Source organism: Vreelandella azerica (assembly GCF_013112225.1).
GTDB lineage: Bacteria > Pseudomonadota > Gammaproteobacteria > Pseudomonadales > Halomonadaceae > Vreelandella > Vreelandella azerica.
In genome coordinates, this window is sequence record NZ_JABFHI010000006.1 from 106,676 (window position 1) to 119,378 (window position 12,703).

12 protein-coding genes and 3 pseudogenes are annotated in these 12,703 nt (G+C 54.9%); 9 read left to right on the forward strand and 6 right to left on the reverse strand.

Annotated features, from left to right (window positions below):
- Positions 1–8: 8 nt before the first annotated feature.
- Complete coding sequence (locus tag HLB35_RS13950; protein WP_171703042.1) at positions 9–1,967, reverse strand: ABC-F family ATP-binding cassette domain-containing protein; 1,959 nt, start codon at positions 1,965–1,967, stop codon at positions 9–11.
- Between the two features lie 29 nt (positions 1,968–1,996).
- On the opposite strand from HLB35_RS13950, the gene HLB35_RS13955 reads away from it, so the two are divergent.
- The 8 genes and pseudogenes from HLB35_RS13955 (at position 1,997) to HLB35_RS13985 (ending at position 8,317) form a co-directional block, all read left to right on the forward strand.
- Positions 1,997–2,401 (forward strand): TIGR02444 family protein, encoded by a 405-nt coding sequence (locus HLB35_RS13955; RefSeq protein ID WP_235937228.1) that lies wholly within the window; start codon positions 1,997–1,999, stop codon positions 2,399–2,401.
- Between the two features lie 378 nt (positions 2,402–2,779).
- A complete protein-coding gene (locus HLB35_RS13960) occupies positions 2,780–3,811 on the forward strand; it encodes a TRAP transporter substrate-binding protein (RefSeq protein ID WP_171703043.1) in 1,032 nt (343 codons plus the stop codon).
- A gap of 115 nt (positions 3,812–3,926) precedes the next feature.
- Entirely contained in the window at positions 3,927–4,505 is a 579-nt protein-coding gene (locus HLB35_RS13965; RefSeq protein ID WP_171703044.1) for a TRAP transporter small permease, read from the forward strand.
- Positions 4,506–4,556: 51 nt separating this feature from the next.
- Positions 4,557–5,838: pseudogene (locus tag HLB35_RS13970) on the forward strand (TRAP transporter large permease).
- A gap of 30 nt (positions 5,839–5,868) precedes the next feature.
- A complete protein-coding gene (locus tag HLB35_RS13975) occupies positions 5,869–6,312 on the forward strand; it encodes a universal stress protein (RefSeq protein WP_171703045.1) in 444 nt (147 codons plus the stop codon).
- A gap of 234 nt (positions 6,313–6,546) precedes the next feature.
- Positions 6,547–7,223: pseudogene (locus HLB35_RS13980) on the forward strand (FKBP-type peptidyl-prolyl cis-trans isomerase).
- Positions 7,224–7,229: 6 nt separating this feature from the next.
- On the forward strand, positions 7,230–7,559 hold the full coding sequence (locus HLB35_RS18570) for an alpha/beta hydrolase-fold protein (RefSeq protein ID WP_328732013.1): 330 nt from the start codon (positions 7,230–7,232) through the stop codon (positions 7,557–7,559).
- On the forward strand, positions 7,517–8,317 hold the full coding sequence (locus HLB35_RS13985) for a PHB depolymerase family esterase (RefSeq protein ID WP_328732015.1): 801 nt from the start codon (positions 7,517–7,519) through the stop codon (positions 8,315–8,317). The genes HLB35_RS18570 and HLB35_RS13985 overlap by 43 nt, the downstream gene beginning before the upstream one ends.
- Before the next feature lies 1 nt (position 8,318).
- On the opposite strand, the gene HLB35_RS13990 is transcribed toward HLB35_RS13985, so the two are convergent.
- A complete protein-coding gene (locus HLB35_RS13990; RefSeq protein WP_171703046.1) occupies positions 8,319–8,939 on the reverse strand; it encodes an SCO family protein in 621 nt (206 codons plus the stop codon).
- A 4-nt stretch (positions 8,940–8,943) separates the two neighbouring features.
- Positions 8,944–9,447 carry a hypothetical protein gene (locus tag HLB35_RS13995; protein WP_171703047.1) on the reverse strand — a complete coding sequence of 168 codons (504 nt, stop codon included), beginning with the start codon at positions 9,445–9,447 and terminating at the stop codon, positions 8,944–8,946.
- Positions 9,448–9,604: 157 nt separating this feature from the next.
- Between HLB35_RS13995 and HLB35_RS14000 the strand changes: the two are divergent.
- Positions 9,605–10,527, forward strand: a pseudogene (locus HLB35_RS14000) (AEC family transporter).
- A 298-nt stretch (positions 10,528–10,825) separates the two neighbouring features.
- Here HLB35_RS14000 and trmB read toward each other — a convergent pair.
- The 3 genes from trmB to thiS form a co-directional block, all read right to left on the reverse strand.
- On the reverse strand, positions 10,826–11,578 hold the full coding sequence (gene trmB, locus HLB35_RS14005) for a tRNA (guanosine(46)-N7)-methyltransferase TrmB (protein WP_171703048.1): 753 nt from the start codon (positions 11,576–11,578) through the stop codon (positions 10,826–10,828).
- A gap of 22 nt (positions 11,579–11,600) precedes the next feature.
- Positions 11,601–12,371 (reverse strand): thiazole synthase, encoded by a 771-nt coding sequence (locus HLB35_RS14010; RefSeq protein WP_171703049.1) that lies wholly within the window; start codon positions 12,369–12,371, stop codon positions 11,601–11,603.
- A gap of 62 nt (positions 12,372–12,433) precedes the next feature.
- Positions 12,434–12,643 (reverse strand): sulfur carrier protein ThiS, encoded by a 210-nt coding sequence (thiS, locus tag HLB35_RS14015; protein ID WP_422822463.1) that lies wholly within the window; start codon positions 12,641–12,643, stop codon positions 12,434–12,436.
- Positions 12,644–12,703: the final 60 nt, after the last annotated feature.

Sequence of the window (12,703 nt, forward strand, 5' to 3'; positions counted from 1 at the left end):
GTACTGCCTTAATTCTTTTCGGCTTCCAGTAAGTCCGCCTCAGCGGCTTCAAGTTCTTCCTCGGCGGCTAGCCAGCGCTGTTCGGCGTCATCCAGGCGAGCTTTGATGTCTGCCTGCTTGGCCAGCGCGTTAGTCAGCTCTACTTTGCGGTTAGTATCGGTGTAGAGCGCCGGGTCAGCCAGCTGCTCTTCCAGTGCCGTCAGAGCATTCTGTTCCTTTTCCATGGCTTTTTCGGCCTGATCGCGCACCTTTTTGATCGGCCTGAGCTTTTCGCGCATCTCGGCAGCGGCTTTACGCGCCGCCTTGCGCGCTTCGCGGCTGTCTCCACTGGCTTGTTGATCCTGACGCTCACTCTTGTCACTGCGGGCATCGCGGCGTTGTGATTCAAGGCGCTCTTTCAGCCATTGGCGGTAGTCGTCCAGGTCGCCATCAAAGGGCTCAACCCTGTGGTCGGCCACGCGCCAGAATTCATCCACGCTGGCGCGCAGCAGATGGCGGTCGTGGGAGACCAGAATAACGGTGCCCTCGAAGCTGGCCAGCGCCTCGGTCAGCGCTTCGCGCATTTCCAGGTCAAGGTGGTTGGTAGGCTCGTCAAGCAGCAGAAGATTGGGTTTCTGCCAGGCCACCAGAGCGAGTGCCAGGCGGGCCTTTTCGCCGCCGGAAAAAGTGGCTACCTCACCAAAGGCATCATCTCCGGCAAAACCGAAACCGCCGAGGAAGTTACGGATGTCCTGGTCGCTTGCGGTGGGCGACAGGCGCTGAACGTGCATAAAAGGGGTTGCGGTGATATCCAGGCTTTCCAGCTGATGCTGAGCAAAGTACCCAATCTTCAGGTGCTCGCCGGGGACGCGTTTGCCTGCCAGCAGGGGCAGTTGGCCAATCAGGCTCTTGATCAGGGTGGATTTACCCGCCCCATTTGGGCCCAGCAGGCCGATTCGGCTACCAGGTAATAGCGTGACGTTGACCTTATCCAGCTGGATGATATCACCCTCTTTACTTTGGTAACCAAGCTGGGCCTGATCCAGCACCAGTAAGGGGTGCGAGGTTTTATCGGCGGCAGGCAGGCGAAAGTGGAAAGGCGAATCCACATGGGCAATGGCAATATCACCCATGCGCTCAAGCATCTTGACCCGGCTTTGGGCCTGGCGGGCCTTGTTGGCCTGGGCCTTGAAGCGGTTGATAAACCGCTCGATCTCTTCGCGCCGCGCCTGCTGCTTGGCTGCTTCTGCGCGCTGCAAGGCGAGCTTTTCAGCCCGGGTGCGTTCAAAGCGCGAGTAGTTGCCTCGGTAGAGTTCTACGCTTTGCTGGTGCATATGCACAATATGGTCACAGACGGCATCCAGGAAGTCACGGTCGTGAGAAATCAGTAGCAGAGTACCGGGGTAGCGGGTCAGCCACTGTTCCAGCCAAAGCAAGGCATCCAGATCCAGGTGGTTGGTGGGCTCATCGAGTAATAGTAGGTCAGATGGCATGAAGAGGGTGCGGGCAAGGTTGACGCGCATGCGCCAGCCGCCGGAAAAATCCGATAGCGGGCGTTTCAGGTCGGCCTGCACAAAGCCTAGGCCAACCAATAACTGTGCGGCACGGGATTCTGCACTGTAGCCATCGAGCGTTTCGATCAGGCCATGCAGCTCTGCTTCCCGGTGGGCGGCACCTGAAGCTTGTGCGGCTGCCAGATCAGTTTCCGCTTGGCGTAAGGCAAAGTCACCATCGAGGACATAATCGATAATGGCGCGGTCAAGGGCATCGACTTCCTGGGCCATATGAGCAATGCGCTGATTGCCGCTCATTTCAATCTCACCCTGATCCACGCCCAGTTCGCCCAGCAAGAGCTTGAACAGGCTGGATTTGCCCGCGCCATTGGCGCCGATAATGCCGGCTTTAACGCCATCGTTGAGAGTAAGGTCAGCGTTATCGAGTAGCCGTTGTGTGCCGCGTTGCAGCGCGACCTGGCGCAGTGCGATCATGCGTTCTCCCGAAAAGAGGTTAGCGATTGATGGACAATTCTACCCGATTGAAAGCACTTCAGCAGGATTCCCTGTGGGCCTTTGCTCTGCGTTTTTATGCCTTGCCGGATGTCGAGCCAGCCCTTCTGCGTCTGCAGGATGAAGAGAGTGTAGACGTTTGTGAGGTGTTATTTCATAGCTGGCTATTTATTTATGGTCTGGAAGCGAATCCTCAAGCATTAGCCATTGAACGGCGTGAAAGACGCCGCTGGCAAACAGATATCACCGCCGTGTTGCGTCAGCTTCGTCAGGCGTTAAAGCAGGACGCGGTAAGGGCTGGCGCGGATTCGGGCATGGCGGAACTGCGCAACACCATAAAAAAGCAGAGTTGTTGGCTGAGCGTGAAAACCTTCAACGCTGGCAGGAATGGGGGCAATGCCATGAACAGGCAATAAAGAGTCTGTTTAGTCATCCACGATCGACGCAAGAGCTTGCAGAATGGCTGAAATTGCATGCGTTTTCGTCACATTTATATAATATTAGTAATTCATCAATTAATTCTTCATCTGTTGCCGATAATGCCTGGTCAATCATAGCGTCGCGGCTTGACCCCTTGATAAGGGCGCGCTAGCCTGAAAGTTAGTTAGTTTTGTTTGATGTTGAGAGTGAGCTGGCGCAATTCAGCGTATATTGTTGAATATTAGTAGTATTGCTTTATGACATTTAACACTGTTGCCATTTGCTTCAGGATCAAAACAGATTAATGTGAAGTGAGTCATTGCGAATCATTACTGCAACTAATCACTGCACACCATTGGAACGGGGAATAATGCATGAAGTCGAACAAGTCTGTTACTACCAAGCTACTTACCACGGCAAGCGTAAGCGCTTTATTGTTAGGCCTTTCAGCCGCTGCATCGGCTGACAACTGGCGTTATGCCCATGAAGAATATGAAGGCGACGTGCAAGACGTATTTGCCTATGCCTTCAAAGAGTATATTGAGGAAAACTCCGAGCATAGCGTTCAGGTTTATCGTTTCGGTGAGCTGGGCGAGTCTGATGACATTATGGAGCAAACCCAGAACGGTATTCTTCAGTTTGTGAACCAATCACCCGGTTTCACTGGTTCCTTGATTCCGGAAGCGCAGATCTTCTTTGTGCCCTATCTGCTGCCCACCGATGAAGAAACGGTCATCCAGTTCTTCAATGAAAGTGAAGCCATCCATGAGATGTTCCCGGAGCTTTATGCTGAGCAGGGCCTTGAGCTGCTCAAAATGTATCCGGAAGGCGAGATGGTTGTTACTACCGACGAACCTATCAGTTCGCCGGAAGACATGAACAACAAGAAAATTCGCACCATGACCAACCCCTTGCTGTCGGAAACCTACGACGCCTTTGGCGCTACGCCGACACCGCTACCTTGGGGTGAAGTTTATGGTGGTCTGCAGACAGGTATTATCGATGGCCAGGAAAACCCGATTTTCTGGATCGAGTCTGGCGGCCTGTACGAAGTATCGCCGCACCTGACCTTCACCGGCCATGGCTGGTTCACAACTGCCATGATGGCCAACCAAGACTTCTATGAAGGACTTTCCGAGGAAGATAAGCAGCTGGTGCAGGATGCCTCTGAAGCAGCCTATGATCACATCATTGATCATATTTCGGGCCTGGCCGATGAAGCGCTTGCCAAGATCCAGGAAGCCTCTGACGAAGTCACGGTAACACGTCTGTCTGAAGAGCAGATTCAGGCTTTCCGTGAACGTGCCCCTCAAGTAGAAGAAGCTTTTATTGAAATGACTGGCGAAAGCGGCAAAGAGTTGTTGGAACAGTTCAAGGCTGACCTTGAGGCTGTTTCTAACGACTGATCTCCCGTGTGACTGGAGTGATTTCGCTACTACAGTAATAAAAGGGGCAGCACTGGCTGCCCCTTTTAGTTCACGCAAACGTATTGAAAATAGCGTGATGATAAGGAGTCTGGCGATGACTGAAGAAGAAGCTGAAAAAAATTATCGCTCCGGGCTGCCGGGGTTCCTTGGGGTAATTGATACGTTAATCAGTAAGCTGGAAGCCGCCATTCTGGCAGTAGGTGTGCTTTTGATGGCACTGAACACGGTGACCAATGTTATTGCCCGCTTCGTGTTTGGCAACAGTATTATGTTTTCAGGCGAGCTGAACCGCATTCTGATTATCATGATCACCTTTGCGGGCATTGGTTATGCCGCACGCCATGGGCGTCATATCCGCATGTCGGCAATTTACGATGCGTTACCCGTTGGTGGGCGTAAGGTGCTGATGATCTTTATTGCGTTGTTTACTTCTGTGGTGATGTTTTTCCTATTTTATTATTCGCTGGTTTACATCATCGACTTATATAGCAAGGGACGTGTGCTGCCCTCTTTACAGTTGCCAATCTGGATTATCTATATTTGGGTGCCAATGGGTTTCCTAATTACCGGTATTCAGTATTTGTTGACGGCTATCAAGAACTTCACTACGCGGGATGTCTATCTTTCGACCGGTGTGGTGGATGGTTATAAAGACACGGAAACTGAGGTTTGATGCTTAGATCATATGTCTGAGCACCTGCCTTAGCGCCTAAGGGGAACTACTATGACAACGATAATGGTCGTCACCATGATAAGCCTGCTATTGCTCGGCTTTCCCATGATGATCCCACTGGTTACCGCAGCAGTCATCGGTTTTTACATGATGTTTAATGGCTTCGGTCAGATGGAAACTCTGATTCAGCAGATGATGGCGGGCATTCGCCCGGCATCGCTGATTGCGGTGCCGATGTTTATCCTGGCGGCAGATATCATGACCCGAGGCCAGTCAGCTAATCGCTTGATTGAAATGGTGATGTCGTTTATTGGCCATCAAAGGTGGCCTGGCCGTCAGTACAGCGGCTTCCTGTACCCTGTTTGGGGCCGTGTCCGGTTCTACCCAGGCGACGGTGGTGGCGGTGGGCTCACCGCTGCGGCCCAAGATGCTGAAAGCCGGTTATTCAGACCCCTTTACTCTGGCCTTGATCATCAATTCCAGTGATATTGCCTTTTTGATTCCGCCGAGTATCGGCATGATCATTTATGGGGTTATTTCCGGCACCTCTATTGGTGAGCTGTTTATCGCAGGTATCGGGCCGGGCCTGTTGATTCTGTTGATGTTCTCTGCCTATTGTGTGACCTATGCCATCATCAAGAAAGTGCCCACCGAGCCCAAATGCACCTGGCGTGACCGCGCCAAGGCAGTTCAGATGGCGCTTTGGCCTTTGGGTTTCCCCGTCATCATTGTGGGGGGTATCTACGGCGGTATTTTCAGCCCGACAGAAGCGGCCGCGGCCTGCGTGCTTTATGCCGTCTTGCTGGAATTCGTGGTGTTCCGTTCGCTCAAGATGAACGACATCTATGCGATCGCTAAATCGACTGGCCTGATTACGGCGGTCGTCTTCATTCTGGTGGCGGTCGGTAACGGCTTCTCCTGGATTATTTCCTTTGCCCAGATACCGCAGGCAATTCTTGAAGCTGTCGGGGTGAATGAAGCAGGGCCCACTGGCGTATTGATTGCCATCTGTATTGCCTTCTTTGTGGCCTGCATGTTCGTTGACCCTATCGTGGTTATTCTGGTGCTGACGCCTATTTTCACACCGGCCATTGAAGCGACCGGCCTTGATCCGGTGCTGGTGGGTATATTGATTACCTTACAGGTGGCGATAGGCTCGGCGACACCGCCCTTCGGGTGTGACATCTTTACTGCGATTGCGATTTTCAAACGGCCATACCTTGAAGTCATAAAGGGCACACCTCCGTTTATTTTCATGCTGATCCTGGCAGCGGTGCTGTTGATCATGTTCCCTCAGATTGCACTGTTCCTGCGTGATGTTGCTTTCCGCTAAGTTGTTAAACCGCCACAAGGAGACAGGTTGATGTTCAACCGTATACTCATCCCGGTAGACGGCTCCAAGGGCGCCCTGAAGGCGTTGGAAAAAGCGGTGGGTCTGCACAGGCTGACCGGTGCCGAACTGTATTTTCTGTGTGTTTTCAAGCATCACAGTCTGTTGGAGGCGTCGCTTTCCATGGTGCGCCCCAACAAGCTGGATATTCCGGATGATGCCTTGAAAGAATACGCCACAGAAATTGCTGTACATGCTAAATCTCATGCCATAGAGCTGGGCGTGGATAGCAGTCTGGTACGGGCCTTTGTCAAGGGCGGGCGCCCTTCGCGGACGATTGTGCGCTTTGCCCGCAAGCGGGAATGTGATCTGATCGTGATTGGCGCCCAAGGTACCAATGGTGAGAAGAATCTGCTGTTAGGGAGCGTTTCACAGCGGGTTGCCGGTGCGGCACATTGCCCGACTCTGGTCGTCTAGAGGCCCCAACTTTCAGCATTGATTATTGTCGTAGTGAGCACCCGTCGTTTCAGGAAGATGCACCCTGAGGCGGCGGGTGTTACGCTTTAATAACTGTTTTTAAAAGCTGTCTTAAAGACCACCTTAAAAACTATCTCAAAGGCCACCTCAAAGGCCGTCTTCAAAGACTTGCTTTAACGGTTTTCTGTAAAGATATTTGATCGACGATCTTTTACCACTGATGTAAGGAACACCATGAAAACGTTTTTTTCGACTGCCCTGCTGAGCACCTTGCTGGTGGCCCCCTTTGCTGCTGCCGCACCGGAAACCGATGAAGAGCGCCTGGCCTACAGTCTGGGGGTTACCTTGGGCGAAAGCATGCAGGCCGATATTGCTGAATTGAATGTGGATAGCCTGACGGACGGCATTCGTGATGTGTTTGAAGGTAATGAGCTGGCGTTGAGCGAAGAGGAAATGGCTCAGGCGCTGGCCAGTTTCCAGGAACAGGCAATGGCCGAACGCGAAGCGCAGGCCGGCGCCATGGCCGCTGAAAACCTGGCGGAAGGCGAAGCCTTTTGGCCGAGAATGCCGAACGCGAGGAAGTGATGGTGACAGACTCCGGCCTGCAGTATGAAGTACTGGAGTCTGGTGATGGCGTGTCACCAAGCGCAGAAGATACGGTTGAGGTGCACTACGAAGGCATGTTGCTGGATGGCACTGTGTTCGACAGCTCCTTTGAGCGTGGTGAGCCGGTCAGCTTCGGTGTTACCCAGGTGATTGAGGGCTGGCAGGAAGCGCTGCAGTTGATGAGCGTAGGTGATACCTGGATGCTCTACATTCCTGCTGACCTTGCCTATGGTGAACGTGGCCAGGGCCCAATCGGCCCGAATGCCGTGCTGACTTTCCGTGTTGAACTTCTGGATGTCGAGTAACCCTGCATGTTGAAAACCACTGGTCATCGTCACTCTGCAGCAGCACGGTTGCTGTTGGGGGCTGTACTTGTCTACGTCTTGCCTGCCGCTGCTCAGGAAGAAGAGGCTCCACCGGGCACATTGCCGTCGCTGAGTGCTGCTGAAACGGGCGCTAGCGTGGTCGGTGTGTCGTCTGGTGGTTATATGGCACTGCAGCTGGCGGTGGCCTGGCCCGAGCGGTTTGCCGGGGTAGGCATATTGGCAGCAGGGCCCTGGAGCTGTTCCCAGGGTTCGCTCAGCCTGGCGCTTAACCAGTGCATGATGACGCGCCGGGGGCGCCATCCCTTGAGGCGCTAAATACCCGTTGGGCCAATTACCGCGAACAGGATCAGGTGGGTAGCGAAACCGCCCGCAGTACTCTACGGGCTTACGTCTGGCATGGTGAAAATGATGCGGTGGTGGAACCGATGCTGGGCGATCTGCTGGCTGAGCAGCTGCAACAGTGGTTGGCCAGCGATGATCAGCTGAAGGTGGCGCGTAGCGCCCAGGCTGGGCACGGCTGGCCGGTATCCTTGGCGGGCAACACGCAGCTATCTCAACCGCTGGGTGATTGCCAAACAGGTGGTGGTAGCCACTTGCTGGCCTGTGATGAAGATATTGCCGCCGATATGCTTGACTGGCTGCATCCCGACTCGGCACCCGCTGCAACGTCTGCTGCCGAGGGTGAGTTGATCCGCTTTGACCAGAGCGATTTCGATGCCAAAGGGCTGGCAGATAACGGCTATGTCTACCAGCCGGAAGGCTGTGACGACGGGAGCTGTGAGGTCACCCTTGCCCTGCATGGCTGCCAGATGAATGCCGAGCAGATTGGCGAGACCTTTGTGCAGGGAACCGGCCTGAATGAATGGGCTGACCAGCACCGCCGGATTGTTCTCTACCCGCAGGCCGAAAGCACCCTGGCGAATCCGCAGGGCTGCTGGGACTGGTGGGGCTTTGCAGAAAGCAGCTGGCAGCTTAACCCTCTGCATGATACCCGACAGGGGACTCAGGTCAGCGCTTTGATGGCAATGCTGACCCGTCTGCAGTCATCCAGTGATGCTGATGACAATGAATGACTTAACTATCGAGCGCGGTTCTTAACGCGGTTACCAGCCCTTCCGGGCTGGATGAATACAGTACGCGCTCAAGGATGTTGCCTTCACGGTCGACCACATAAAGCGATGAGCTGTGGTCGATGGTGTAGCCCATCGCCGAATTTTCTGCTTCAACCCGCCGCCAGATCACACCATAGCGGCTGGCCAGTTCTTCAAGCTGTTGCTGTGTGCCGGTGGCGCCGATAAAACGTTCACCGAAAAAGCCAGTGTACTCCGCCAGCCGCTCCAGGCTGTCGCGCTCTGGGTCGACAGAGATCATCAGCGGTACAATACGTTCGCGCTGCTGTGGGGTCAGTTCAGCCAGAGCCTGCTTTTTGACGGCCTGGTTCATCGGGCACACATCCGGACAATAGGTGTAGCCAAAGGTAACAATGGCAACCTGATTATCGTCCAGCTGGGTCAGAGAAAAATCGCCACGGGTAGACGCCAGTTCAATGGGGCCGCCGGGTAGCCCGCTGGTCGGCTGCTGATTCTGGCTGGAAAAATAGTGGTTGAGTGCGAAGGCACCGGCAGCCGTGACAAGAAGTGCAAGCAGGCCAAGACTGACCAGAAGGGGGAAGCGGCGAGAAACAAGGGATGACATAGGATCAGCTCCGGATAACATCAAAATCGAACCAGGTGCCCAGGCGGCCATCAGGGGTATCGACAATCACTCGGGCGCGCCACGGCATGACAGATAATGTACACACACTCAATTGCCCCTGGCCGTGAAAGTGGCCAGTCCGAGTGACAGATAATGGAAAGCGGTTAATACCCATGTCCATGTTACGGCCAATAAAATCAACTTCAGCAGCGCTGACGTCCATCCCCTGAGTAGTAACGGTCAAGGGAAGAATTTCCAGTGACTCGATGCGACCGTCGGCATCTACCGCAAGCGTGAGCGAGCCCTTGTCTCCCAGTTTGGCTGAGCAGGTCTCGGTATGCAGATCGCAGGTATCGGAGGGCGGATACCAGGTAACGTCGCCATCGCTGCGTAACCAGTAAGAAAAACCGTACCAGCTGAGGGCTGCCAAGGCGATACCGGTGACCAGGATAAGCACTTGAAGCACTGGAAAACGTCCAGCACGCGCCGTTTGGGTGGAAGTGTTCATGACAGAACCATGGTGACGTAAGCCGGAAACAAGTGGTTGGCCTGCATAAATGGCACACAATGCACAGCCATCACGAAAAAGGTTGTCTTGAATAAAGATAGTAACAGCAATTGGCACGATATCACTGTGCTGGGATGTCGCAGGTTAGGAGAGAGTCATGGCAGAGGGTGGAAGTATTGTCGGGGCACTGGGCCCTTTGTTTCTTCTCATCTTGCTGGGTGCCTTGTTTGGCTACCGGCGCTGGCCAAGCGTTGACTTCTGGCCACAGCTGGAAAAGTTGATCTACTTCGTCCTGTTTCCTGCCATGCTGGTCAGCACCCTGGCCACCGCCGATGTGGCCTCTGTACCGATTGGCCGCCTGGCTCTTACCCTGCGGCACCTTGAGCGTGTTGGCGCTTCTGCTGTGGGCCATGCGCGGTTGGTTACACTTGGATGCAGCGGCATTTACCTCGGTATTTCAAGGTGCCTTGCGCTTCAACACCTATGTGGGGGTGGCGGGGGCTGCGGCCCTACATGGCAGTGCCGGTGCGACCACAGCAGCGGTGGCAGTCGCCTTGATGGTGCCGGTGATCAACGTCATGTGCGTAGCCAGCTTTGTAGCGGCAGGCACGCTGGGCAAGGCCAGCATGCGCAAGAGTATTGCTGCCCTGGCACAAAACCCTTTGATCCTGGCTTGTCTGGTAGGAATCGGGTTGAACCTTAGCGGTATCGGCCTGCCTGGCTGGAGCCAGGATACGGTGACGCTCTTGGGGCGCGCGGCCCTGCCCCTGGGCCTGGTGGCTGTCGGGGTGGCGCTGCGTCCAGCAGCATTGTTGCGCCTGGATAGAGGGGTAGTGGTCAGTACTAGCGTCAAGCTGTTGCTGCTACCGGCACTGGTGCTTGCTATGGCCTGGCTGCTTGGGCTAGATCACGTTACCCGTGATGTTGCCTTACTTTTCGCGGCACTGCCCACGGCCACGTCTGCTTATATTCTGGCGCGCCAGCTGGGGAGATGCTGAACTAATGGCAGCCATCATTACCGGGCAGACGTTACTGGCAATGCTGACGTTGCCACTATGGCTTCAGCTGTTAATGGGTTAAAGGTGCTCTGCAAAAAGTAAATAAAAAAGATTCGTATTAATGTTGACGCAGTAAATGAGAATGATTATATTATGGCTGTCAGCGTTTGATGAGTCGCTGACACCATGACATCCACTAGGTAACGTACCATCACCTTATTACCTGTCGTGGTTTCTCCCTCTCATTGCTAGTCACGGTCTTTTTGCCGCTCCTATTGGGGCGGCTTTTTTTTTATACACTATTGACGCCTTTGAAAACGATAGCAGCGAGCTGCACAGGAGGGTGATTGATCAATCCTGATGCTGGCGTTTGAACTGATTCAGCAGGTTTCATCTTCCCGGCGATAAATCAGATCCCAGACGCCGTGGCCGAGCTTTTCACCGCGGGCTTCAAACTTGGTGAGCGGGCGAAACGTTGGGCGCGGCACATAAGGCGCTGTCTCCTGGCTGGCGGTACTGGCATAGCCGGGCGCGGCCTGCATCACCTCGGCCATCCATTCGGCGTAGGCTTCCCAGTCGGTGGCCATATGAAAGGTGCCGCCGGGCTTCAGGCGGGTGCGAATCAGCTCAACAAAGGCAGGCTGCACAATCCGCCGTTTGTGGTGCTTTTTCTTTGGCCAGGGGTCGGGGAAGAACAGCTGCACCGTGGTCAGGCTGGCCTCGGGAATACACTGCTCCAGCACCGCCAGGGCATCTTCCCGATAAACGCACAGGTTGGTCAGCCCGCGTTTATCAGCTTCATCCAGCAGTTTGCCCACCCCGGGCGCGTGGACTTCTATGCCAATAAAATCGGTATCAGGATGGCGTTCGGCCTGCTCAATCAGTGAATTGCCCATGCCAAAGCCAATTTCAACCACTCTGGGAGCCTGGCGCCCGAAGAGGGCATCCAGATCTTGGCGTCCATCAGCAATCGTCAGCCCCAGGCGCGGCCAGACAACCTCGAGACCACGGGTCTGTGCCGGTGTCATGCGGCCAGCGCGAATCACATAGCTTTTGATGCCACGACGATGCAGCGGCGCATCGGCATCTTCTGGGCCTGTCGTGGTATTAGTGGGGTGTTGGGAGTCAGTCATCAGTGTCTCTTGAGTCAAGCGTTCAGCTATTGATACGCCCAGCAAAGGGGGAAGAAGGGTCGGCGTTTTGGCGACGTGGCATACGCCCTGCCAAAAAGGCATCGCGGCCTGCTTCAACGGCCAGCTTCATGGCCCGGGCCATGCGTAAAGGGTCACGGGCATGGGCAATGGCGGTATTCAGCAGCACGCCATCGCAGCCAAGCTCCATGGCCATGGCCGCATCCGACGCCGTGCCGATACCGGCATCCACCAGGACGGGAACGCTGCTTTGCTCGACAATCAGGCGCACGTTATGGGGGTTCTGGATGCCATGGCCTGAGCCAATCAGCGAGCCCAGCGGCATGATGGCGCAGCAGCCCATGGCTTCCAGCTCGCGTGCCACAATAGGATCATCGCTGGTGTACACCATGACATCAAAACCATCGGCCAACAGTGTCTCTGCGGCTTTCAGTGTCTCAACCACATTGGGGTAGAGCGTATGATCGTCACCCAGCACCTCAAGTTTGACCAGGTTATGGCCATCCAGCAGTTCGCGCGCCAGGCGGCAGGTGCGCACGGCATCCTTGGCGGTATAGCAGCCGGCGGTGTTGGGCAACAGGGTGTAGCGCTGGGGTGACACGGCATCCAGCAGGTTGGGCGCCTCTGCATCCTGCCCCAGGTTGGTGCGGCGCACGGCAAAGGTCACCACGTCCGCGCCGCTTTCGGCAATGGCGGCGCCGGTTTCATCAAAATCCTTGTATTTGCCGGTGCCCACCAGCAGGCGGGAGCTGAATTCGCGCCCGGCAACGGTCAAGGGGTGTCAGTCAATGGCGTCATAGCGGTTCCTTGTGAAAGCAAAAACGTAAGGCGGATGTGCTAGCCGCCGCCGATGGCGTGAACAACCTCTACCTGATCGCCCTCGGCCAATGGCGTCTGGGCATGCTGGCTTTTAGGGACAATTTCTTCGTTGATTTCGACGGCAATGCGTCGCCCCGTCAGGCCAAGCTGTTCAATCAATTGGACGAGGTGCGTGCCTGCTTCCAGAGGATGAGGGTCGCCATTCAGGCGGATATGGATCATTGTCATGGAGAGCCTGCTTGCCAGCTAGTGAGTATCAAGGGAAAGCCTAAGAGGGCTCATTGTAAC

Excerpts from the sequence above, each read along its gene's own strand:
- trmB (WP_171703048.1), bottom strand. The coding sequence starts at position 11,578 with ATGACTGACTCCCAACACCCCACTAATACCACGACAGGCCCAGAAGAT.
- HLB35_RS13975 (WP_171703045.1), top strand. The coding sequence starts at position 5,869 with ATGTTCAACCGTATACTCATCCCGGTAGACGGCTCCAAGGGCGCCCTG.
- HLB35_RS13960 (WP_171703043.1), top strand. The coding sequence starts at position 2,780 with ATGAAGTCGAACAAGTCTGTTACTACCAAGCTACTTACCACGGCAAGC.
- thiS (WP_422822463.1), bottom strand. The coding sequence starts at position 12,643 with ATGACAATGATCCATATCCGCCTGAATGGCGACCCTCATCCTCTGGAA.
- HLB35_RS13995 (WP_171703047.1), bottom strand. The coding sequence starts at position 9,447 with ATGAACACTTCCACCCAAACGGCGCGTGCTGGACGTTTTCCAGTGCTT.
- HLB35_RS13965 (WP_171703044.1), top strand. The coding sequence starts at position 3,927 with ATGACTGAAGAAGAAGCTGAAAAAAATTATCGCTCCGGGCTGCCGGGG.
- HLB35_RS18570 (WP_328732013.1), top strand. The coding sequence starts at position 7,230 with ATGTTGAAAACCACTGGTCATCGTCACTCTGCAGCAGCACGGTTGCTG.
- HLB35_RS13950 (WP_171703042.1), bottom strand. The coding sequence starts at position 1,967 with ATGATCGCACTGCGCCAGGTCGCGCTGCAACGCGGCACACAACGGCTA.
- HLB35_RS13990 (WP_171703046.1), bottom strand. The coding sequence starts at position 8,939 with ATGTCATCCCTTGTTTCTCGCCGCTTCCCCCTTCTGGTCAGTCTTGGC.
- HLB35_RS13955 (WP_235937228.1), top strand. The coding sequence starts at position 1,997 with ATGGACAATTCTACCCGATTGAAAGCACTTCAGCAGGATTCCCTGTGG.